The 21,918-nt window shown below is 66.4% G+C and carries 25 protein-coding genes; 6 read left to right on the forward strand and 19 right to left on the reverse strand.

Annotated elements, in window-relative coordinates:
* Positions 1-146 precede the first annotated feature (146 nt).
* From ABE546_RS02570 to ABE546_RS02600, 7 genes are all read right to left on the reverse strand, one after another.
* Entirely contained in the window at positions 147-362 is a 216-nt protein-coding gene (locus ABE546_RS02570) for a hypothetical protein (protein WP_313211150.1), read from the reverse strand.
* A 159-nt stretch (positions 363-521) separates the two neighbouring features.
* The gene (locus ABE546_RS02575) at positions 522-980 is read right to left on the reverse strand and encodes a hypothetical protein (RefSeq protein WP_313211149.1); all 459 of its coding nucleotides are present in this window, start codon (positions 978-980) and stop codon (positions 522-524) included.
* On the reverse strand, positions 977-1,180 hold the full coding sequence (locus ABE546_RS02580; protein ID WP_123729552.1) for a PspC domain-containing protein: 204 nt from the start codon (positions 1,178-1,180) through the stop codon (positions 977-979). The genes ABE546_RS02575 and ABE546_RS02580 overlap by 4 nt, the downstream gene beginning before the upstream one ends.
* Before the next feature lie 47 nt (positions 1,181-1,227).
* Positions 1,228-1,599: a YfeK family protein gene (locus tag ABE546_RS02585; protein ID WP_346462612.1), complete on the reverse strand. Its 372-nt coding sequence runs from the start codon at positions 1,597-1,599 to the stop codon at positions 1,228-1,230.
* Positions 1,596-2,666, reverse strand: a complete 1,071-nt coding sequence (gene phaC, locus ABE546_RS02590; RefSeq protein ID WP_313211147.1) for a class III poly(R)-hydroxyalkanoic acid synthase subunit PhaC — start codon at positions 2,664-2,666, stop codon at positions 1,596-1,598. Before phaC ends, ABE546_RS02585 begins: the two co-directional genes overlap by 4 nt.
* Complete coding sequence (phaE, locus tag ABE546_RS02595; protein ID WP_346462613.1) at positions 2,663-3,751, reverse strand: class III poly(R)-hydroxyalkanoic acid synthase subunit PhaE; 1,089 nt, start codon at positions 3,749-3,751, stop codon at positions 2,663-2,665. The genes phaC and phaE overlap by 4 nt, the downstream gene beginning before the upstream one ends.
* 52 nt (positions 3,752-3,803) lie before the next feature.
* Positions 3,804-4,418, reverse strand: a complete 615-nt coding sequence (locus ABE546_RS02600; protein ID WP_070474651.1) for a CDP-alcohol phosphatidyltransferase family protein — start codon at positions 4,416-4,418, stop codon at positions 3,804-3,806.
* Positions 4,419-4,795: 377 nt separating this feature from the next.
* Between ABE546_RS02600 and ABE546_RS02605 the strand changes: the two genes are divergently transcribed.
* Positions 4,796-5,446: a methyltransferase domain-containing protein gene (locus ABE546_RS02605; RefSeq protein ID WP_346462614.1), complete on the forward strand. Its 651-nt coding sequence runs from the start codon at positions 4,796-4,798 to the stop codon at positions 5,444-5,446.
* Between the two features lie 18 nt (positions 5,447-5,464).
* Here ABE546_RS02605 and ABE546_RS02610 read toward each other — a convergent pair whose 3' ends face one another.
* From ABE546_RS02610 to ABE546_RS02620, 3 genes are all read right to left on the reverse strand, one after another.
* Positions 5,465-5,953 carry an 8-oxo-dGTP diphosphatase gene (locus ABE546_RS02610; RefSeq protein ID WP_313211144.1) on the reverse strand — a complete coding sequence of 163 codons (489 nt, stop codon included), beginning with the start codon at positions 5,951-5,953 and terminating at the stop codon, positions 5,465-5,467.
* 57 nt (positions 5,954-6,010) lie between these two features.
* Positions 6,011-6,520: a DUF1249 domain-containing protein gene (locus tag ABE546_RS02615; protein WP_313211143.1), complete on the reverse strand. Its 510-nt coding sequence runs from the start codon at positions 6,518-6,520 to the stop codon at positions 6,011-6,013.
* Between the two features lie 83 nt (positions 6,521-6,603).
* Positions 6,604-7,425: a pyruvate, water dikinase regulatory protein gene (locus ABE546_RS02620; protein ID WP_019184148.1), complete on the reverse strand. Its 822-nt coding sequence runs from the start codon at positions 7,423-7,425 to the stop codon at positions 6,604-6,606.
* Between the two features lie 143 nt (positions 7,426-7,568).
* Here ABE546_RS02620 and ppsA point away from each other — a divergent pair, with 143 nt between their 5' ends.
* Both ppsA and ABE546_RS02630 read left to right on the forward strand, forming a co-directional pair.
* Positions 7,569-9,947, forward strand: coding sequence for a phosphoenolpyruvate synthase (gene ppsA / locus ABE546_RS02625; protein ID WP_313211142.1), 2,379 nt, complete (start codon positions 7,569-7,571; stop codon positions 9,945-9,947).
* Between the two features lie 16 nt (positions 9,948-9,963).
* Positions 9,964-10,611 (forward strand): transposase, encoded by a 648-nt coding sequence (locus tag ABE546_RS02630; RefSeq protein ID WP_346462615.1) that lies wholly within the window; start codon positions 9,964-9,966, stop codon positions 10,609-10,611.
* A 274-nt stretch (positions 10,612-10,885) separates the two neighbouring features.
* Here the strand turns inward: ABE546_RS02630 and ABE546_RS02635 are convergent, their stop codons facing one another.
* The 5 genes from ABE546_RS02635 to mntR all read right to left on the reverse strand — a co-directional run bounded on the left by ABE546_RS02635 (position 10,886) and on the right by mntR (position 14,737).
* On the reverse strand, positions 10,886-11,998 hold the full coding sequence (locus ABE546_RS02635) for an alkene reductase (protein WP_313211141.1): 1,113 nt from the start codon (positions 11,996-11,998) through the stop codon (positions 10,886-10,888).
* Between the two features lie 118 nt (positions 11,999-12,116).
* Positions 12,117-12,977, reverse strand: coding sequence for an EcsC family protein (locus ABE546_RS02640; protein ID WP_345784559.1), 861 nt, complete (start codon positions 12,975-12,977; stop codon positions 12,117-12,119).
* 114 nt (positions 12,978-13,091) lie between these two features.
* On the reverse strand, positions 13,092-13,661 hold the full coding sequence (gene orn, locus ABE546_RS02645; RefSeq protein WP_313211139.1) for an oligoribonuclease: 570 nt from the start codon (positions 13,659-13,661) through the stop codon (positions 13,092-13,094).
* 100 nt (positions 13,662-13,761) lie between these two features.
* On the reverse strand, positions 13,762-14,286 hold the full coding sequence (gene tadA, locus ABE546_RS02650) for a tRNA adenosine(34) deaminase TadA (RefSeq protein WP_313211138.1): 525 nt from the start codon (positions 14,284-14,286) through the stop codon (positions 13,762-13,764).
* Positions 14,279-14,737, reverse strand: a complete 459-nt coding sequence (gene mntR, locus ABE546_RS02655) for a manganese-binding transcriptional regulator MntR (RefSeq protein ID WP_346462616.1) — start codon at positions 14,735-14,737, stop codon at positions 14,279-14,281. Before mntR ends, tadA begins: the two co-directional genes overlap by 8 nt.
* A gap of 241 nt (positions 14,738-14,978) precedes the next feature.
* Between mntR and ABE546_RS02660 the strand changes: the two genes are divergently transcribed.
* The 3 genes from ABE546_RS02660 to ABE546_RS02670 all read left to right on the forward strand — a co-directional run bounded on the left by ABE546_RS02660 (position 14,979) and on the right by ABE546_RS02670 (position 16,192).
* On the forward strand, positions 14,979-15,593 hold the full coding sequence (locus tag ABE546_RS02660; protein ID WP_346462617.1) for a TlpA disulfide reductase family protein: 615 nt from the start codon (positions 14,979-14,981) through the stop codon (positions 15,591-15,593).
* Between the two features lie 175 nt (positions 15,594-15,768).
* Complete coding sequence (locus ABE546_RS02665; protein WP_313211135.1) at positions 15,769-15,948, forward strand: hypothetical protein; 180 nt, start codon at positions 15,769-15,771, stop codon at positions 15,946-15,948.
* A 61-nt stretch (positions 15,949-16,009) separates the two neighbouring features.
* Positions 16,010-16,192 carry a hypothetical protein gene (locus tag ABE546_RS02670; protein WP_313218681.1) on the forward strand — a complete coding sequence of 61 codons (183 nt, stop codon included), beginning with the start codon at positions 16,010-16,012 and terminating at the stop codon, positions 16,190-16,192.
* A gap of 45 nt (positions 16,193-16,237) precedes the next feature.
* On the opposite strand, the gene ABE546_RS02675 is transcribed toward ABE546_RS02670, so the two are convergent.
* The 4 genes from ABE546_RS02675 to ABE546_RS02690 are packed head-to-tail and all read right to left on the reverse strand — an operon-like array spanning position 16,238 to position 21,868.
* Positions 16,238-17,356 (reverse strand): hybrid sensor histidine kinase/response regulator, encoded by a 1,119-nt coding sequence (locus tag ABE546_RS02675; RefSeq protein ID WP_313211133.1) that lies wholly within the window; start codon positions 17,354-17,356, stop codon positions 16,238-16,240.
* Positions 17,353-17,937 (reverse strand): chemotaxis protein CheB, encoded by a 585-nt coding sequence (locus tag ABE546_RS02680; protein WP_282257514.1) that lies wholly within the window; start codon positions 17,935-17,937, stop codon positions 17,353-17,355. Before ABE546_RS02680 ends, ABE546_RS02675 begins: the two co-directional genes overlap by 4 nt.
* Entirely contained in the window at positions 17,937-18,785 is an 849-nt protein-coding gene (locus ABE546_RS02685; protein ID WP_346462618.1) for a CheR family methyltransferase, read from the reverse strand. Before ABE546_RS02685 ends, ABE546_RS02680 begins: the two co-directional genes overlap by 1 nt.
* A complete protein-coding gene (locus tag ABE546_RS02690) occupies positions 18,758-21,868 on the reverse strand; it encodes a response regulator (protein ID WP_346462619.1) in 3,111 nt (1,036 codons plus the stop codon). Before ABE546_RS02690 ends, ABE546_RS02685 begins: the two co-directional genes overlap by 28 nt.
* Positions 21,869-21,918: the final 50 nt, after the last annotated feature.

Raw genomic sequence — 21,918 nt, forward strand, 5'->3', positions numbered from 1 at the left:
GAAAGCCGTTGACAGGCCGGGCCGAACCTGTCGCCCCGTGGCGATGACCACACGAGGGGTCCTGCATTCACGCCGGCATCCTGCGTGGGGCTGGGATGCCGGCGCGGGCGCCCGCGACAACCGGGCACCTCCGCGGGATCGCTGGCTTACCGGTAATGCACGGCCGCGCGTTGGTGGACGATGTCGTCCTGCATCGACTCCAACGCCATCACCCGCACCTTGCCTACACCCTGCAGTTCCATGAACCGCTCGGTGTAGATCTCCGGACCCAGCTCGGTATCGGCCTGGGACTTGCTGAAACCATGGGGCACCAGGCCCTTGTCGCCATCCTTGCTACCACCGACATAAAGAACGATTGCCATGTGATGTGTTCCTCCAGAAAAACGGTTGCTCATACAGCGCTGCAAGCTTACCCCGGTAAACCTGACTGGTTCGTCATGCAGGCTAATAACGTTTTTTTGCATGCAGATGACGTCGCGTTGTCGACGTTTTTCTTACATGGATTTAACGCGGAGATAACCTCACTGCGCATCACGACGTGATGGCCACCAGCCCCGCCCCTGCAGTGCATACACATCGGCCGCGCGCTCGAACGGGTTGCGTGCACTGACCCCACCGCACAGCAGGTACACCGGCAGGTAGAGCGGCCCCAGCACCAGATACTGGTAGACGTGCGCACGCTCGTGGTCGTGCAGCCCGATCACCGGCTCGGTGGCGTAACCGGCCTGGTGCGCATACGTGCGGCACGGCACGTCCAGCACCGGTCCCGTGTGCAGGATGACGTTGCCCAGCGTGATCGCTCCGCCCGGGCCCCACGGAAATTCACGGAACACGATCGCGCAGTCGCGCCTGTTCCACGACGGACGCGCACCGGCCAGCATCCCGGCGGTGCCGGCGGCCAGGCCGATCAGGGTGTTGGGTGAGGTCCACAGTGCGCCAAGCCCCTGCAGCGCGCGCAGCAGCACCGGTGACAGGCTCAATCGGCCTCGTTGGGGATCAACAGCCACAGGATCAGGTAGACCAGGATGCCGGGGAAGGCCGCCGAGCCGATCGAGATCAGCACGAACAGCACCCGTACCAGGGTGACGTTCCAACCGTAGCGATGCGCGATACCGCCCATGACGCCGGCGATCATGCGGTCGTTGAGCGAACGGGACAGCGGGCGCGGCGGTGTGTTCATGCACGGGGTCTCGTTCCGGAATGCGCCGACTCTAGCGCGAACCGTGTCTACGGGGTGCGTTGGCGCAGGGCCTTCAGCCGCGCGCCGAACCACGCCGCGGCGGTCTGTTCCGGCTGGCCCGGACAGGCGATCCGGTAGGGCTTGCCGCTCAGGCTGCTCTGGTTGGCGGCGCGTTCGATGAACTGCTCGGCCGTGTCGACCTTGTCCTTCTTGAGCAGGTAGTCGTACTTGCGCTGCAGATGGGCCCGCGCCTCGGGCGCATCGTGCCAGCTGCCATTGCGCTGGAACCGGCAAGGGGAGCCGTCCAGCGCGCCGATCAGGCCGGCGATCTCGCGGCGGGCGGTTTCACCGGGTGCGGCGTGGGCGGTACCAATGCCCAACAGACCCACAGCCAGCCAGAGAAGGCGAGGACGCTTCATTGCGAACGCTCGTTCAACCAACCGGTGATGGTTGCGGGCACTTCGCGCTGGGCCCGCCCGGAGACATAGATACCGATATGGCCCCCGCGGAAACTGCTCTCGGTGTAATCCGCGCTGCCGATCCGGCCGCGCAGCGCGCGTGACGCATCGGGCGGGACCAGATGGTCCTGCTCGGCATAGATGTTCAACACCGGCAACGTCACCTGCCGGAGGTCGACGGTTGCGTCGCCGATGCGCACGCCGTCGTGCATCAGGCCATTGCCCTGGTAGAACTGCTTGATGAAGTCACGGAACGCTTCGCCGGCGAGATCGGGCGAGTCGAAGATCCACTTCTCCATGCGCAGGAAATCTTCCAGCGCGTCCTTGTCGTCCAGGATGTCGAGCAGCCCCACGTACTTCTGCACGTTGAGGCGGAACGGCTTGAGCATCAGGTAGCTGGCATTCATCAGATCGGCCGGGATGTTGCCCAGCGTGTCCACCAGCAGGTCCACGTCCACCTGGCGCGCCCAGTGCGAGAGCATGTTGTCCGGCGTGTGGAAATCGACCGGGGTGACCATCGTGATCAGGTTGGCCAGCTTGGCCTGGCGCAGCGCGGCATAGCACAGCGCGAACACGCCGCCCTGGCAGATGCCGAGCATGTTGATCGGCTCGCCGCCGTTGTGCGCCTGCAGGTGATCCACCGCGCCATCCACGAAGCGCAGCAGGTAATCCTCCAGCGTCTGGTAGCGCTCGGAGCGGTCCGGGTAGCCCCAGTCCAGCACATACACATCGTGGCCCAGGGCCAGCAGCTTCTGGACCAGTGAGCGGTCGGTCTGCAGGTCGACCATGTACGGCCGGTTGACCAGCGCGTAGACGATCAGCAGCGGCGTGGCGTGCACCGGCGGCTCGGTGCCGACAAAGCGGTACAGCGTGACCTTGCCGTCGCGCCAGACTTCCTCGCGGGTGGTCACGCCGTAATCGACATCGTCCACCGCAGGCAGCAGCTTCAGGCCATCCATCAGCTTGCGCTGCATGGCCAGGGTCTCCTGCAGGAGGTCTTCGGCATTGAAGCCCAGGGGGCCCTTCATGCGCTGCGTTTCCTTGGCTTGGTGGGTTTTCCGGCGGCCTTGGTGGCCTTGGTGGCCTTGGTGGCCTTGTTGGGGTTGGCGGTGGCCTTGGTGGGGTTGGCTGGCCTGGAAGCGCGGGTTGTGCGCTTGCTCGCGGCGGCTGGCTTCACTGCAGCCTTGCGCACCTTGGCCGTGCTGGCAGGTGCCGCACCCGCGGCTGCGCCAGCGGCCATGCGGCGCACCAGCCGCTCCAGCTCGGCGATCCGGCGATGCGCTGCATCCATTTCGGTGCGCGTCGGCAGCCCAAAACTCTCGGTCAGCCGTTCGATCTCCTGCTGGGTGGCCGCGCGCAGCCGCATCTGGGCATTGCCCAGCGAGGCGTACACCGCCTGGAACGGCTCGGACAGCGCAACCTTCGCATAGGCCTCCTCGGCCGCATCGATCCACAGATCGAACATCGCCCGCGCGCTGGTCAGCTGGTTGCCCGGCTGCTCGTGCTCGGCCAGGCGCTGCTCGAACAGGGTGAACGCATCGTCCAGCGCCTGCTTGATCTGATCCACGTAATCGCGCGAGTGCGCCTGGTAGTCCTGCTGGGCCCGCAGCAGCGCCTGCCAGCGGGCCTGGTGCTCACGGCCGGGACCAAACGCCGGGCTCTGCAGCCATGGTCCGAGCTGACGCTGCAGGGTTTCCAACAGCTGCAGCAGGTCCGGGCCCTCGGTGTGGGTATGTCCGCGTGCGCCCTGCAGCATCCACTGCAGCAGCCCGTCACCCTGCCCCAGCACCGCCGTGCGCCACGCCTGCGCCACCTCGGCGCTGGTGGTATCGCGGCCGGCAAACTGCGCGGCCACCTGCTGCATCGTGCCGTACCACCCACCGGCCTGTTCACGGAAACGGTGCACGGCCTCGTCGGCCGGGCGGCTGGCCGCGTTGGGCATCATCTGCGCCCACCAGTCGATCGCCTGCTGCCAGTTGCCCTGCCCATCGGGGCCGGCGGTGTGGCCGGGCGGTGCCGCAGCGTGCCGCAGGGCATCGCCCCAGGCACTGAAATACTGCCGCGCCAGGGCTTCTACATCGCCTGCGCCGCTGCCGCTGCCCGCCGTGGTCATGACCGTCCTCCCGTCTCGGGAAACGATGATAGCAATGCCGCGCTGCCCTGCCTCACGGCTTGGGGATGCGCAGGGTCTTGCTGATCATCAGCGAGCCGGACAGCGCGAACAGCAGCACCAGCGGGTGCAACTGCCACGGGCCCAGCTGCCACTGGCCCAGCCACAGGTCCGCGCCGGTGGCCCCGACGCTCGCCGCCACGGCCAGCACCACCACCAGCGCCAGGCTGGTCGGGATCGGGGTGCCTTCGAAGTACGGCACCTTGTCGCCCTCGCCGGCCAGTGCTTCGGCGGTCACGTTGTAGCGGGCCAGGCGGCTGACGCCGCAGCAGACGAAGTAGCTCAGCACCAGCCAGTCCCAGCCGCCCTGCATGCCGCAGGCGTAGGCCAGTGCGGCCGGGGCGACACCGAAGGAAATGATGTCCGACAGCGAATCCAGCTCACGGCCCAGCGTGGAGCTGGATTTGCGCCAGCGTGCGATGCGCCCGTCCAGCGCGTCGAAAATGAAGGCCAAGGGGATCAGGGCCATGCCGAACAGCAGATAGCTGCGTTCGCCATCCTGCAGATAGCGCATGGCGGCAAAGACCGCGCCGGTGCCACAGAACGCGTTGGCCAAGGTGAACCAGTCGGCCAGGTGGAACTCGCGCAACATCGAGAAGTGACGTTTCATGAAGGATCAGGTGGCGGCAATCGCAAGAGAGTACCGCGAGCGGCCCGCGCCGGGACAGCGTTCCCTACGCCACCGTACTCCAGCCTTGCCGCGCCGTTCACGCCAGCACGACCTGCGGTGAATTTTTGGCCACCCATCTTGACAGCGAGCACCGGCGGGGGCCGACGCGGCTTATCCACAAACTTGCCCACGAGTCATCCACACCCCCTGTGGACAACTCCGTCTCAACAGAGGCGACGATGGTGATTTCCTGATCACCGATCCTCATTGCCGCGGCGCGATCCCCCTTCACACGTGCGCCCATCGGTGCCATCAGTGGGCTAAGCTGGTGGATGGACTCCGCCGCCGCCAGGTCCTGCCGCCCACCGACAGGAGTCTTGCGCGTGCTTTCCCCCGACCATCTGGCCGCCCAGTTGCGCCACCCGCACGGTGAGCACGCGCTCGTCGTGGCCGAATCGATGAACCGCAGCAACGGCGACCTCAACCGGGCCGCCATCGCCCTGCTGTCAGTCACCCCCGGTGAACAGGTCCTGGAGATCGGCCCGGGCAATGCAGCCTTCGCACCCGATCTGCTGCGTACACCGGACAGCCGCTATGTGGGCATTGACGTTTCAGCGGCGATGGTCGCGGCCGGCACTGCGGTGCTGGCCACGCATGGGCTGCTGGATCGTGCCGAGGTCCACCTGGGCGATGCCCATGCCCTGCCCCTGGAGTCGGCCTGCATCGATGCGGCGCTGGCAGTGAACACGCTGTACTTCTGGGACGAACTGAAATTCCCGTTCGCCGAGTTGGCGCGCGTGCTGCGCCCCGGCGGCCGGCTCTGCCTGGCCTTCGGCGATGCCGCTTTCATGCGCACGCTGCCGTTCACAGCACATGGGTTCCACCTGCATGAGCTGGCCGAGGCCGAGCAGGCCCTGCGCAGCGCTGGGTTGACCGTACAAGGCTGGCGCGCCCACCACGAAACCGGGCGCAGCAACGATGGGCGCGAGGTGACCAAGCACTTCCACCTGTTGCTGGCCCGCCGGTAATACCGGCGCTGGCCGGCACTACAGCCGGGTGTAACTCCAGGACTGCATGGCGCCATCGCGGTACGGCATCACGCCATGAAAGGCGCGCGGCTCATCGTCGAAGACCAGTGGCAGGAAGCTGCGGTCGCCTTCCCATAGCGGAAGGCCGTCGATCTTGTCCACGTCCACCCACTCCAGCGTGCCCTCCGGATTGGAGGTCAGCGGCGTGCCGGTAAAGTCATCGATGACGAACACGAAGCCGAACCAGTCCTCGCCGTTCTTGCCGAAGCCCGGCCAGCTGATCGTGCCGCGCAGGCGCATGGTGCCGCACTCGATGCCGGCCTCTTCGCGGATCTCGCGGCGCATGCAGGCAGCGGCGTCTTCATCGCGCTCCATCTTGCCGCCCAGGCCGTTGTACTTGCCCAGGTGCAGGTCACCGGGCCGGGCGTTGCGGTGGATCATCAGCACTTGCTTGCCGTCGGCGGACAGCACGTAGCCCAAGGTGGCCACGATGGGGGTATAGGGCATTTCGCACAGGCTCGGGAACACAGACCCCCGATTATGCGCGATCCGTCCGGGGCCGGCTCAGGGCACCACGCTGGTGCGGCGCGCGTCGGCCGGTGCCGCCACCGCGCCATCGCGGCGCAGCGTGGCCACGCCGTGGCCGCGCTCGGCCAGGTATTCCAGCCATTTGCCGAGGAAGGTGTTCATCCGCATGCGGTGGCTGATCAGCTGGGCCGGCGGCGGGTACATGCCCATCACGTCCTGCCAGCGGCGACCGACGTAGCAATGCGTCGTCTCGGCCTGGCGGGCGTCACGGTACAGGCGCACATAGGCCGAAGGATCCGGCTGCCCGGTGACCGGGTCGGCGAAGTCGTAGGTCAGGCGCAGCTCGACCGTATAGCGGTGGCACTCGATCACGTCCAGGCGCACATCCAGCCCATCACCGATCGATGAGACGTAGCTGCCAGGCACGAGCTCGGCCGGTGCGAACAGGCGCACGAGGTGCTGGTAGTTCTCGGCGTACAGGCCCATCAGCCAGCTCAGGCGGCTGAGCCGGGGAATGCGTTCGATACGGGGCGATGCCTGGGCCATGGGTCGATCCTACACGTTGATCTCCCAACGTGGGGGCGGCAGCCGCCCGGCCAAAGGGGCGGCCCACCACCGGTTCACACCGGTCAATACATCTCGCGCTGCAGCCCCAGCGTGCCCAGCACCTTGCTGGAGATCTCCTCGATCGAGGTGTGGGTGGTGCTCAACGTCGGGATCCGCTCCATCCGGAACATCGTCTCGGCGGCGGCGACCTCGCGGCGGCAGGTCTCCAGATTGGCGTAGCGCGAGTTCGGGCGGCGCTCCTGACGGATCTGCTGCAGGCGGTCCGGGTCGATGGTCAGGCCGAACAGCTTCTTGCGGTACGGGCGCAGCCGGGGCGGCAGGCGATCCTGCTCCAGGTCTTCGTCGGTGAGCGGGTAATTGGCCGCGCGCACCCCGTAATGCAGGGCCAGGTAGATGCAGGTGGGGGTCTTGCCGGCCCGCGACACCGCCACCAGGATCACGTCGGCGTCGTCGTAGTTGATGGCAATGCCGTCATCGTGGGTCAGCGCGAAGTTCATCGCGTTGATGCGCCGGTGGTAGGTTTCGAAGTCCACCATGCCGTGTGCCTGGCCCACCCGGGAGTGGCGGTTGACCGCCAGTTCGCGCTCCAGGGGCTCGATGAAGGGGGCGAATACGTCCAGCATCAACCCGCCGCTTTCGGCCAGGATGATGCTCAGTCCGCTGTCCACGCAGGAACTGACCACGATCGGCCGAACCTGGTACCGCTCCCCCGCTGCACGGATCCTTTCACAGGCTTCCCGCGCTTTTTCCGGATCATCGATGAACGACATCCGGTCGGTGATGAAGCTGAACCCGGAGAACTGGGTCAGGAGGCTATGCCCAATGGTTTCAGCGGTGATACCGGTTCCATCGGACACGTAGAACACCGGACGGATCGTCGACATACGGCTTTTACCCCCTCCGAAGCTTAAAAAGGCCGTCGATACAAGCTTGTGCCGACAGCGGTCTGCCCGGCATCATATCGGCTTCTTCCTACGGACGTGGCCATCCAGCCCGCCTCGGGCGATGGCCAAACGGAGCATCGCGCTTGAACGAGAACATCCTGTGGTTGCACGAACTGCGCCTGGCCGATCTGGCCCGCGTAGGCGGCAAGAATTCGTCGCTTGGCGAAATGATCGGCAATCTTGCCGGTCTGGGGGTGTCTGTCCCCGGCGGTTACGCAACCACCTCTGAAGCCTTCAAGGACTTCATCGCCCACAACGACCTGTCCAAGCGCATCTTCGACAAGCTGGCCACGCTGGACGTGGAAGATGTCGGTGCCCTGACCGTGGCCGGCAAGGAAATCCGCGGCTGGGTGATCGATGCCCCGCTGCATCCGGCGCTGGACCAGGACATCCGCACCGCCTACGCCAAACTGTGCAGCGAAAACGGCGGCGGCGACGTGGCGGTCGCGGTGCGCTCCTCGGCGACTGCCGAGGATCTGCCCGATGCCTCCTTCGCCGGCCAGCAGGAGACCTTCCTCAACGTGACCGGCGCCGACGATGTCGTGCTCAAGGTCAAGGAAGTGTTCGCCTCGCTCTACAACGACCGCGCGATCGCCTACCGCGTCCACCACGGCTTCAAGCACGAGGACGTGTTCCTGTCCGCCGGCGTGCAGCTGATGGTGCGCTCGGGCGTGGGGTCCTCCGGCGTGCTGTTCACCCTGGACACCGAGTCCGGCTTCCGCGACGTGGTGTTCGTCACCTCCTCGTTCGGCCTGGGCGAAATGGTCGTGCAGGGTGCGGTCAACCCGGACGAGTTCTACGTCTACAAGCCCACCCTGAGCGCCGGCAAGCCGGCGATCCTGCGCCGCTCGCTCGGCAGCAAGGCGATCCGCATGGTGTATTCGGATGTCCCCGGTGAGCGCGTGCGCATCGAAGACACCCCGGCCGAGCTGCGCAACACCTTCTCGATCAGCGACGAGGACGTGCAGGAACTGTCCAAGCAGGCGCTGGTCATCGAAAAGCACTACGGCCGCCCGATGGATATCGAGTGGGCCAAGGACGGTGTCAGCGGCAAGCTGTTCATCGTGCAGGCGCGTCCGGAGACCGTGAAGTCGCGTGGCCATGCCACCCAGATCGAACGTTTCGCACTGAACCAGAAGGACGGCAAGGTGTTGGCCGAAGGCCGCGCCGTCGGTGCCAAGATCGGTGCCGGTACCGCCCGCGTGGTGCGCACCCTGGACGACATGGCCCGCGTGCAGCCCGGCGACGTGCTGATCGCCGACATGACCGACCCCGATTGGGAGCCGGTGATGAAGCGCGCCTCGGCCATCGTGACCAACCGCGGTGGCCGTACCTGCCACGCGGCGATCATCGCCCGTGAGCTGGGCGTGCCGGCCGTGGTCGGCTCGGGCAACGCCACCCAGCTGATCCAGGACGGCCAGCAGGTCACCGTGAGCTGCGCCGAGGGTGACACCGGCTTCATCTACGACGGCATCCTCGAGTTCGAGCGCACCACCACGGACCTGGGCAACATGCCGCCGGCGCCGCTGAAGATCATGATGAACGTGGCCAACCCGGAACGTGCCTTCGATTTCGGCCAGCTGCCGAACGCCGGCATCGGCCTGGCCCGTCTGGAAATGATCATCGCCAGCCACATCGGCATCCACCCGAACGCGCTGCTGGAGTACGACCGCCAGGACGCGGCGACCAAGAAGAAGATCGACGAGAAGATCGCCGGTTACGCTGATCCGGTCAGCTTCTACGTCGGTCGCCTGGCCGAAGGCATCGCCACGCTGACCGCCTCGGTCGCCCCGAACCCGGTGATCGTGCGCCTGTCGGACTTCAAGTCCAACGAGTACGCCAACCTGATCGGCGGCAGCAACTACGAACCGCACGAAGAGAACCCGATGATCGGCTTCCGCGGCGCCAGCCGTTACGTCGATCCGAGTTTCTCGGCCGCCTTCGCCCTGGAATGCCAGGCCGTGCTGCGCGTGCGCAACGAGATGGGCCTGGACAACCTGTGGGTCATGATCCCGTTCGTGCGCACCCTGGAAGAAGGCCGCAAGGTCGTCGAGGTGCTCGAACAGAATGGCCTCAAGCAGGGCGAGAATGGCCTGAAGATCATCATGATGTGCGAAGTGCCGTCCAACGCACTGCTCGCCGATGAGTTCCTGGAGATCTTCGACGGCTTCTCGATCGGCTCCAACGACCTGACCCAGCTGACCCTGGGCCTGGACCGCGATTCGTCGATCGTCGCGCACCTGTTCGACGAGCGGAACCCGGCGGTGAAGAAGCTGCTGTCGATGGCGATCAAGTCGGCGCGCGCCAAGGGCAAGTACGTCGGCATCTGCGGCCAGGGCCCGTCCGATCACCCGGACCTGGCCGAATGGCTGATGCAGGAAGGGATCGAGTCGGTGTCGCTGAATCCGGACACCGTGGTGGATACCTGGCTGCGTCTGGCCAAGCTCAAAGCCAAGGGTTGATCCCCTCGGCAACGCGATGAAAATCAACACCCCGCGCAAGCGGGGTGTTGTTTTGTGCAGCATCGGTAGAGCCGACCGTTGGTCGGCTGCACCCTTGGTCGGCTGCGCCGTCGGTCGGCTGTACCCGCCCATCCCCCACACCCCAACGGCACATCGCCTGATGGCTGCCCTGCACACCGACGGGCACCCTGCAGGCATGCCCAGCCCACGCCTTCATTACGGTCGCCACTCGTGCATCGGCATCGTGTACGCGCTGACGACCATCACGCATGCGCGTGTACCCCACTTCCACCAGCCCGACCTGGCCGGGCCCGTCATGCAGGTGCTGCATGCCATGGAAGACGAGCATCGGGTCTGCAACCTTGCGTGGGTGGTCATGCCAGATCACGTCCACTGGTTGATGCAGCTCCGGCAGGGCGCACTGGGCACATGCATGCAGCGCTTCAAATCACGCAGCAGCCTGCTCATCAATCGGCAGTTGGGCCGCAGCGGGCCTGTCTGGCAACCCGGCTATTACGACCACGCACTGCGCAAGGACGAAGACCTGCGACGCCAAGCCACCTACATCCTCGCCAACCCGGTCCGTGCCGGCCTGGCGGAAGCGATCGGTGAGTATCCCTTCTCGTGGTGCAGATGGCCCACCGAAGACCATCCGCCCGGGTAGAGCCGACCGTTGGTCGGCTGGTAGAGCCGACCGTTGGTCGGCTGCCGCGCATCGCACGGCGGATCACGTATGCATGGCGTCGGATGGGAGAGCAGCTGACCAACGGTCAGCTCTACCCACCATGGATCGGGGCCTAAGCACCGGTAGAGCCGACTGCTAGTCGGCTGGTAGAGCCGACCGTTGGTCGGCTGCCGCGCATCGCACGGCGGATCACGTATGCATGGCGTCGGAGAGGAGAGTAGCCGACCAACGGTCGGCTCTACGCGGTGCGCGTTCAGGCCTCGGCGGTCTCGGCCACTGCGTAGTCGGTGAACCCTTCCGCCCCGCCCCCGAAGAACGTCGCTTTGTCCGACGGGTTCAACGGCAGGCCCTGCTGCAGCCGATCCGGCAGGTCCGGGTTGGCGATGAACGGCCGGCCGAAGGCGATCAGGTCGGCCCAGCCCTTCGCCAGCGCCTCCTCAGCGCGCTCCACGGTGTACTTGCCCGCGTAGATCAGCGTGCCACGGTAGATCATGCGCAGCGCTTCCTTGAAGGCGGCCGGCATCACCGGGGCATCTTCCCAGTCGGCTTCGGCGATATGCAGATAGCCCACGCCGATCTGATCGAGCAGGTGCGCGGCGGCCAGGTAGGTCGCCTGCGGCGTGTCGTCCACCGCGCCCTGCAGCGTGGTCAGCGGCGCCAGACGCACGCCGACGCGCTCGGCACCGATTTCCTCGGCCACCGCTTCGGCCACCTCGCGCAGGAAGCGCAGGCGGTTCTGCAGCGAGCCACCGTAGGCATCGGTGCGCTGGTTGGCCTGGGAATCGATGAACTGGTTGATCAGATAGCCATTCGCACCGTGCAGCTCAATACCATCGAATCCTGCCGCGATCGCGTTGCGCGCGGCCGCCGCGTAGTCACCCACGATCCCGGCGATCTCGTCGATGGCCAGTGCCCGCGGCATCGAGTGCTGCACCATCTCACCGACGCCGCTCAATGGGCCACGGCCCTCGGGATCGACGAACACCTTGACGCCCTCGGCCAGCAGCGCCGACGAGGACACCGGGGCGGCGCCACCCGGCTGCAGGGCCACATGCGAGACGCGACCGACGTGCCAGAGCTGGGCGACGATGCGGCCACCGGCAGCGTGCACAGCATCGGTGACGCCGCGCCAGCCGGCAATCTGGGCCTCGTCGTGGATGCCCGGCGTCCAGGCGTAGCCCTGGCCCTGCTGGCTGATCTGGGTGCCTTCGCTGACGATCAGGCCGGCCGAGGCCCGCTGGGCGTAGTACTCGGCCATCAACGGTGTCGCGACATTGCCCTCGCCGGCCCGTGAGCGGGTCATCGGCGGCATCACGATACGGTTGGGCAGCGTCAGGGTGCCGCGGGTATAGGGGGAGAACAGCATGGGAAATCCTTGATCGGGAGCGCCGCCGCAGCGGGGATGCCGACAAGGATGGGGACAGGGCTGCCCGCTCAACAGACCTGCGACGGCAAAACAGTTGTGCCGCCGATGCAACGATCGATCAGGTACGCTCGGCCGCCAGCATCGAGTAGGCCGCCCGCACGGTCTCGTACCCGTAGGTCCGCTCCAGGCGGCGCACGATGAAATGGCCGCGCGCCACGTCCTGGTAGTAGTCGGTGAACATGGTGTTGAGCGTCGCGCCGGCCACCGCCCCGACAATCGGCACCGCCTGCGCGGCGAACTTCTCGGTGACCACCACACCGAAACGCGCGGCGACCTTCTCCACGAGCTTGGCCAGCCACTTGCCGGCTTCCTTCGGGGTCAGCCCGATCATCACCGGGCTGCCGCCGACCGCGCGGCCGGCCAACTCGGCCGACAGGTGGCGCATCACCTCGGCAGTGAAGCCACGCGTGATGTAGTAGCCGGTCTCGCTGGCATCGTCCTTGCCGGAGTTGCCGCCCAGCGCAAACACTTCCAGGCAGGCATGCCGGGTGCTCATCTCGCGCAGGTCGAAGCCTTCGCTGCGGGCCACGTCAGCCACCGAGCGCATCATGATCGTGGTGGACACCGGCAGCTCGATGAACAGCGTGGTGAAACCGAACGCGCCGCCGACCGCACCGGAGGTGGCCGCGGCCAGCTTGTGCCAGCGGGTGGAAGCCGCTTTGCCCGGCGTGTTGTCCATCGTCCACAACGCCGCCTGGGCCGATTTGAACAGCGCCGCTTCGACCGCGCCATGGATGCGGCGGGACACCGAATCGGGCAGGCGTTTGACCGCGAACTCCAGCGGCGAACCGATCAGATTGGCCATCTTGGCGGTCAGCGTGGGCGATTCCAGCAGGTCCACCGCACGCTGCAGGTCGCGCCAGTCCTGCGAGGTGGGCAGGATCGAGGACTCCAACGGCGGCGGTTGTGGCGAGGTCATGGCGTTCATGGCCGCGATCATAGCGCCGCCGATGTATACCGCTCGTTGCCTCGCCTGCCGGTGGCTGAACGCCTGCGCACAGGCCGCGTTGCCGGGCGACGCCCGGCGTTCGGGTCAGGCCGGCAGGCCCGACAGCGCGCCCATGAATTGACGGTAATGGCGCAGCTCTTCGATGGAATCATGCACGTCGCTCAGCGCGGTATGGCTGGCGGTCTTGCCGACGCCGGCGGCCACGCCCGGGGCCCAGCGCCTGGCCAGTTCCTTGATCGTGGAAACGTCCAGATTCCGGTAATGGAAGTACTTTTCCAGACGCGGCATTTCACGGTGCAGGAAGCGACGGTCCTGGCAGATCGAGTTGCCGCACATCGGCGAGGCGCCCGCCTTGATCCACTGCTGCAGGAAGGCGATCGTCTGCGCTTCGGCCTGCCCGGGCGTGATGGTGCTCTCGACCACGCGCTGCCACAGGCCGGAACGACGATGCTGGTTGCGGTTCCACTCGTCCATCGCTTCCAGCCGCTCGACCGGATGATGGATCGCGAATTCCGGGCCTTCGGCCAGCACCTTCAACTGCGCATCGGTCACCACGGTGGCGATCTCGATGATCGCATCGTTGTCGGTGTCCAGACCGGTCATTTCCAGATCGATCCAGATCAGTCGCTCGCCTTCTGCGCCGTTGTCCGCCATGTGTTCGCCTTGTGCTGGGCCACCGCTTGCGCCGCGACCGGGAATGGATAAGGCGCCCATGATACCGCCAACCCGTCACGACCCTGTCGCTGCGGGGACCTTATTCCAGCAGCAGTGGCGGCTTGCCGCGCTTGGCGCGGAAGTAGTTGGTCAGCCGGGTGCTGGCGTCCTTGGCGAGCACGCCACCATGGATCTCCACGCGGTGGTTGTGGCGCGCGTCGCCGATCAGATCGAACACGCTGCCGCAGGCACCGGTCTTGGGGTCTGTGGCCGCATACACCAGCCGCGCCACGCGTGCGTGCACGATGGCCATGGCACACATCGCACACGGCTCCAGCGTCACGTACAGCGTGCTGCCGATCAGCCGGTGGTTGGTGATCGCCCTGCCCGCCTGCCGCATCGCCACGATCTCGGCATGCGCGCTGGGATCATGGTCGGCGATGTTGAGGTTCCAGCCTTCGCCGAGCACGGTGCCATCGGCACCGACCAGCACCGCGCCGACCGGAATCTCATTGAATTCACGCTCGGCACGCTCCGCCAGGCCCAGCGCGTGGCGCATCCAATGCTCATCCTGGTCGTGCACCGGCACGCCCAGTGGTGGTGGCGGGGCGAGGCGCTCAACCATGGCCGTTGGCCTTGCGCACGAAGGCCTCGAAGGCGGCCAGGGTGGCCTCGCTGACGTGGTGCTCGATCCCTTCCGCGTCGCGGCGCGCCGAATCGGCGTCCACGCCCAGCGCCAGCAGGAACTGCTCCACCATCTGGTGGCGGGCGCGCATCTCCACCGCCAGCTGCTCGCCGGCCGGGGTCAGGAACACGCCGCGATACGGCCGCTGGATCGCCCAACCCTCCTTGACCAGCCGCTTGAGCGCCTTGGCCACCGTGGGCTGTGCAACCCCGAGCCGGGTGGCGATATCCACCTGGCGGGCTTCGCGGCCATCGGCGATCAGGTCCGCGATCAGCTCCACGTAATCCTCGACCAGCTCGGACCGGCGCGCTTCACGCACCTGCACAAAGCCCTCGACATGCACCAGGGCGTCGATCAGGGGCGAGGTGGCTTTACGGGTCGGGGACGGCATGGTGGCTCCAGCAATAGGCCGGTGGCGAAGGGCTGCGGCACCCGGACAGTTTACCTCACGGGGGTTTGCGACTGATCCGGGTGGGCCACGCGTGGTCGGAGCGCCCCGGCTGGCAACAGATAGAGACCAGAATCAAACCGACGCCTCATTCACAGGATCTTTCGTTTGACAAATGATTTTTGGTGCCGGATATATACCCCACCTACTCAGCCATGGACCCGGCCGAAGGCCAAGGAGCAGCATGGACGCATCCGCGCTACGGAAGTACGGCAGCCTCGCTCTGATCATCGTGTTGGCCGCGCTGATGACCGCGCTGGCCGTGCAGAACCGGCAGCTCCGCCAGCAGCAGGCGCTGCTGGTGAGCAAGGTCGAACAGATCTCCAAGGCCGCTCACGGCCTTCCGGAAGGCGCCCAGCCTGAAGCACTCGGCACCACGGCACTGGACGGGCAGGCGGTCACCCTCGCCGGCCCGGCCAGCGGCCGCCAGGTCCTGTATTTCTTCTCTCCTGCCTGCAAGTTCTGCCTGGCCTCCGTGCCGCAGATCCAGGCGCTGGACGCCGCCGGACGGAACAACGGCCACCGTGCCTTCGAGATGATCGGCGTCAGCCTGCCGCCGCATGAAACCGCTGCGGACTACGCACGCCAGCATGGCTTCGCGTTTCCGGTGGTGAACGATACCGATGACCGGATCCGGCAACGCTACACCGCAACCATGGTGCCGATGGTGGTGGTGATCCAGGACGGCAAAGTGATCTATCGCCACGTCGGCCAACTCAAGGACAGCGCGGTCAATGCCATCACCGGCGCCTTCGTGGTGAACGCTGCGCGCAGTGCGGTGCCCGCTCCGGCAGGCTGATTCCCCCTGACGCCGCTCCCCGGCGGCGTACCCAAGGTCTGTCCGCGCCGGCTTATGGGGCGGATCGACAGTTCGTCGGTTTTCCTTCCCCTCCCCGCTGACGGATCCGCCTGCCCGGTAAACCGCATCGCGCACCACCCGCTGCATCCGCATGATCCACAACAGGAGAAACACCATGAAGTCCAAGAAACTCGTCTCGGTCTTTGGCGGTATCGCTGTTGTCTGTGCCCTGGCGTTTGCTTCGAGCCAGGCGGTGGCAACCTCCAGCCAACCCAAACAGCTGGAGGGCTGTCCCTACAAGCCCGGCTGCACCTATGGCGGGCATAGCGAAATCCGCTGCTGCCAGCCGGTGTAACGCCCTCTTCCGTGCGAGCACGTTCGACCGTCAACATCATCCACAAAGGGAAAGATAGACCATGAAGTCGAAGAAGCTGTTGTTGTCGTCCCTGAGCGCCGTCACGATGATCTGCGCACTGGCCTTCGCATCGAGCCAGGCGCTGGCGACCTCAAGCCAGCCCAAGCCCCTGGCAGGCTGCGAAGATCAGCCCGGCTGCACCTACGGCGGCCATGGCCTGTATCTGTGCTGCGAGCCGCTGTAAGCACCACGACCATCCCGGCACAATGCCGGGATGGTTCTATCGGCATCAGCGTGGTCGACGCTGAAGCGTAGTCTCAAACAGCACCGTGCCATCGTGATTCTGCGCCACCAGCGTGCCGCCATGCGCACGCGCGAACTCGCTGGCGATGAACAGGCCCAGCCCCAGCCCGCGGCTATCGTGGAAACTGGCCTTGAACGGTTCGAACAACCGCGGCAGCAACGCCTCGGGAATCTGCCCGGCATTGCGCACCTGCAACCGCAGCGGCGCGCTGCGCTCGCCTTCCAGGCGCACCACCACCGGCGCATCGCCACCGTGCAGCACGGCGTTGCCGATCAGGTTGGACAGCAGCTGCGCCAGGCGATCCGGATCGCCCTGCAGGTGGGCATCGCCCTGGACCTGCAGCTCGATCGTCGCCTGCGGATGCGCACGCCCGATCTCGGCCACCACCGAGGCGGCCACGTCCGCCAGATCGCATTCGGTGCTGTGCAGGCGCAGGCCACCGGTGCGGATCTTCGAGAAATCCAGCAACTGATCCACCATCCGCGCCATCCGCTGCGCACTGTTCTCAAGGTGGCCAAGCGTGCGCTGCACCGCGCCATCGTCGGGCAGATCCAGCGACAGCTTATCGGCGCACAGCAGGATCGATGCCAGCGGCGTGCGCAGATCGTGCGTCAACACAGCCATCATCGTCTCATTGAGCTTGAGCGCATGCTCCAGCGCCTCGTTGCGCGTCTTCAGCAGCTGCTTCTGCTGGTAAAGCTCGATGAACACATTGACCTTGCTCATGATCACCTGCGGCTCGATCGGCTTGTGCAGGAAATCCACGGCGCCGGATTCGTAGCCCTTGAAGGCCCGCACGGGGTCGTTCGGTGAGGCGGTCAGGAAGATGATGGGTACATCGCGGCTGCGCTGCGAGCCACGCATCAGCTCGGCCAACGAAAACCCGTCGATTTCCGGCATGTGCACATCCAGCAGCGCGAGCGCGACTTCATGCTCCAGCAGCAGCTCGAGCGCTTCGGCACCGGACAACGCGCACAGGATCTCCAGGCCGGGGCGGCGCAGCAGCGCCTCCATCGCGACCAGGTTCTGCGGAATGTCATCGACAATCAGCAGCTTCACGCAATCGGTGGTGGCAGTCGACCCGGCGGGTTCGATCAGGTTCATCGGGTAAGACCTTTCATACGCGTGCAGATGGAGGTGAGCGGGAGCACCGCATCGGCACCGGCGTGCGCCAGGGCGGATGCGGGCATCATCGAGGAATACGCCTCCTCAGGGCATTGGATCCAGGCTTCGCCGCCGGCCTGGCGGACAGCGGCGACGCCATCACTGCCATCGGCGCTGGCGCCGGTCAGCAGGATCGCCAGCACGCCATCACCGAACACATCGGCGGCGCTTTCAAACAGCGGATCGATGGCCGGACGCGAGAACAGCACCGGCGGGTCCACCGACAGCGCCAGCGTGGCACGGTCCTCGACCAGCAGATGGTAATCCGGCGGCGCGAAGGTGACGGTGCCCGGCTGCAGGGGCTGCTTGTCCTCGGCCTCGCGCACCGGCAGCGGGCAGCCGGCGTCGAGCAGGCCGGCAATGCGGCTCGGTCGATCACGTGGCAGATGCAGCACCACCAGCACGGGCAGCGCCAGTGTCGTCGGCAGCGATGACAGCAGCGCCTGCAGCGCACTGACCCCCCCGGCCGACGCGCCGATGACCACCAGATCGAACCGGCTGCGTTGCGACGCGCCGCTCATCAGGCCAGCTTCCGATACAGGCGCTGGTCGCGCGCGCAGGCTTCGAACAGATCGGCGTGCGCGCCGAACTGCAGCGATTCCTTGCTGCCCAGCCCCAGGAAGCCGCGATGGACCAGCGCCTCGTGGAACAGGCCGATGGCGCGGTCCTGCAGGGGCCGCTGGAAATAGATCAGCACGTTGCGGCAGGACACCAGGTGGACTTCGGAGAACACGGTATCGGTGGCCAGGCTGTGGTCGGCGAACACGATGTTGCGCTTCAGGCGGCGATCAAACACCACGCTGCCGTAGCCGCTGCTGTAGTAATCCGAGAGCGACCCGGTGCCGCCGGCGGCCAGATAGTTGCGGCTGAACTGCGCCAGCCGGTCCAGCGCGAACGCCCCGGATTCGGCCGCCTGCAGTGCTTCGGGATTGATGTCGGTGGCGTAGATGATCGCGCGGTCGAGCAGGCCTTCCTCATGCAGCAGGATCGCCAGCGACCACACCTCTTCGCCGGTACTGCACCCGGCGATCCACAGCTTGATCGACGGATAGGTGCGCAGCACCGGCACGGCGTGCTCACGCAGCATCCGGAAATACGGCGGGTCGCGGAACATCTCCGAGACCTGCACGGTGAAGTACTGCATCGCCTGGGCGAAGGTCTCAGGCTCGTGCAGCAGCCGGTGCTGCAGCGCCCCCATGGTCGGGCAGTCGAAGCGCGCCATGGCATGCCGCATGCGCCGCCGCAGCGATGCCAGCGCATAGTCACGGAAGTCGTAGTGGTAGCGCTGGTAGACCGCCTCCAGCAACAGCTTCAACTCCAGGTCGAACAGCTCCGTTTCATTCATCGGCGCGAGCACCACACCCGGCACAGCGAGACCAGCTTGTCCACGTCGATCGGCTTGGCGATGTAGTCATTGGCACCGGCCTGCAGGCAGTGCTCGCGGTCGTCCGGCATCGCCTTGGCGGTCAGCGCGATGATCGGCAGGTCGCGCCAGCGGTTGTCGGCACGGATCTCGCGCATGGCGGTCAGCCCGTCCATCTCCGGCATCATGATGTCCATCAGCACCAGGTCGATCTCGGGGCGCAGCTTCTCCAGCGCCTCGCGGCCGTTGCGGGCGATATCCAGGGTCACGCCCAGCGGCTCGAGCACGCTGGACAGCGCGAAGATGTTGCGCACATCGTCCTCGGCCAGCAGCACGGTGCGGCCATCGAGCACCGCATCGCGGCGGCGGGCCTCGCGCAGCAGGCGCTGCTGGTCGGTCGGCAGGGAGGCCTCGACACTGTGCAGGAACAGGGTCACCTCATCGAGCAGGCGCTCGGGCGAACGCGCGCCCTTGATGATGATGCTCTTGGAATAGCGGCGCAGGCGCTGCTCTTCATCGCGGGTCAGCGCGCGGCCGGTATAGACGATCACCGGCGGGAACGCGACGGCATCATTGCCGGCCATGCGCTCGAGCAGGTCATAGCCGGTGCCGTCGGGCAGCGCCAGGTCGGTGACCATGCAATCGAAGGTGGAGCCGGCCAGTTCGGCCATCGCCTCGGTGATGGTGCCTACCCCAGTGATCTCGAGCTGGTCGCGGCCGAGCAGCAACTGCAGATTGGAGCGCAGCTCGCTGTCGTCCTCGACGATCAGCAGGCGGCGCATGTCGCGCTCGCTGGTGGCCTCCAGCTGCTGGATCGCGCCGAGCAGGCGCTCGCGCGTGGCCGGCTTGATCACATAGCCGATCGCGCCCAGCTCCATCGCCACCTGCGAACGCTCCAGCCCGGACACCACGTGCACCGGGATGTGACGCGTGGCCGGGTCGCGCTTGAGGCGCTCCAGCACGCTCAGCCCGGAGACATCGGGCAGGCCGATATCGAGCAGGATGCCATTGGGGCGCAACTCGGCAGCCAGACTCAGCGCTTCCTCGGCAGTGCCGGCGACCACGCAATCAAAGTCCAGTTCGTGCGCCATCGAGACCAGCGCGCTGGCGAACGCCGTATCGTCCTCCACCACCAGGATCATCCGGCCCGCGCGGCTGCGGCGGCCCCGGTCATCCATCACCCTGGCCGCGGGCGCGGGTGCAGGGGTGGATTCGGCGTGGGCACGGCCCAGCGAAGCAGCGGCAGGCACGGCCGGTGCTGCCACGGCGGCGGGACGTACGTCGTGCACGACGTTGTGAGGGCTGCCGGTACCACCACCGGCCAGCAGCGGCAGCTCCAGCGTGAAGCAGCTGCCCCGGCCCGGCTCGCTGGAGACGGTGATGCTGCCGCCCATGCGTGCCGCCAGATCGCGCGAGATCGACAGCCCCAGCCCGGTGCCACCGTAACGGCGGCGGGTGCTGCCATCGGCCTGGCGGAAAGCTTCAAAGATGACCGCGGTCTGTTCTTCGGGAATGCCGATGCCGGTATCGGACACGGCGAACTGGATCCGTCCTGCCCCGGCACTGCGCACCTTCAACGACACGCCGCCGTGTTCGGTGAACTTGACCGCATTGGCCAGCAGATTCTTCAGGATCTGCTGCAGGCGTTGGCTGTCGGCCAGCAGTTGGGCCGGCGCGTCCGGCGCGGCGCTGATCTCCAGGCTCAACCCCTTCTGCACCGCCATCGGCTCGAAGGTTTCCTTCAGGCGCTGCAGGACGCTGGAAACCGCGAGGTTTTCTTCGACCAGCTCGACATGGCCAGCCTCGATCCGCGACAGGTCCAGAATGTCGTTGATCAGCGCCAGCAGGTCGTTGTTGGAGGAATGGATCGCCTGGGCGTACTTGACCTGTTCGGCGGTCAGCGTGCCGTCCTTGTTGTCGGCCAGCAGCTTGGCCAGGATCAGCGAGCTGTTGAGCGGCGTGCGCAGCTCGTGGGACATGTTGGCCAGGAATTCGGATTTGTAGCGCGAACTGGCCTCCAGTTCGGCGCTGTTCTGGACCAGCTGCGCCTGGGCCAGCAGCAGCGCCTGCTGGCGCGACTCCAGCTCGTGGGTGCGCTCTTCGAGCTGCACATTGGTCTGTTCCAGCTCGGCCTGCTGCTGCTCCAGGTTGGCCTGGGAATGCAGCAGGCTGCGGCTCTGCTCTTCCAGTTCCTCGTTGGCCACGCGCAGCTCTTCCTGCTGCGTCTGCAGCTCTTCGCTCTGGCGCTGGGTTTCCTCCAGCAGTTCCACCAGCTGCGCATTGAGCAGCGCCGCGCGCAGCGCGATGCCGATCGGCTCGGCGCACTGCAGCAGCAGCGCCATCTCCAGGCCACGCGCAGGCGAGACGCCGGCCCGGCCCAGCTCGATCACGCCGATCACCACGCCATCGGCGGTGATCGGCCCGAGCAGGCGCTGGTGCACGGTAGTGCGGCCCAGGGGGGTATCGATATCCAGCGGGCTGTCGCTGTCCTCCAGCCGACGCGCGCGGCCCTCCCGGATGATCTCGCCCCACTGCCCGGTATGGGCGGGCAGCGTCTCCGGCAGCTGCGAAGGCAGCGCCGCACCACCGACCAGCACCAGCCGCTCGCCCTGCAGGCGATACATGGCCCCCACATCCGCATTGAGCTGCGCGCACAGCGCGCGCATGGCCGCATCGGCCAGTTCACGCGGGGTGGGATCACCCTGCAGGCTGGTACCCACCACGTTTTCGCCGGCCTGCAGCCACAGCGCGTCGGCCGCTTCACGGCGCGCACCGATGGCCTTCATCACGGTCAGCGCCATCATCAGGAAAGCAACGCCGCCGATGCTGCGGTTGACGAAGGAGAACGCCGAGTTGCTGCTGGACGGCGCCACGTTGTAGCCCACCGCAAGCAGGATGCAGGACCCGATCGCCACCAGCAGAGGTACTTCCATCCGGCGCTGGAACAGCGTGATGCCGACCGCCATGAAGTAGGTCAACCAGACCGCGTAGCCCAGCGGCACCACCATCTCCGTGCCCAGCGTGGCGGCCATCAAGGCGGCCGACGCAAGCCAGATCCAACGGTCACGGGAGGTAGGCGCAGAATTCATGCCGTGTTCCAGCTTAAAAGGGGCCTGATGGTACCCGAAGCGGTAAACGG

The organism is Stenotrophomonas sp. TWI377, from assembly GCF_039674525.1.
Classification (GTDB): domain Bacteria; phylum Pseudomonadota; class Gammaproteobacteria; order Xanthomonadales; family Xanthomonadaceae; genus Stenotrophomonas.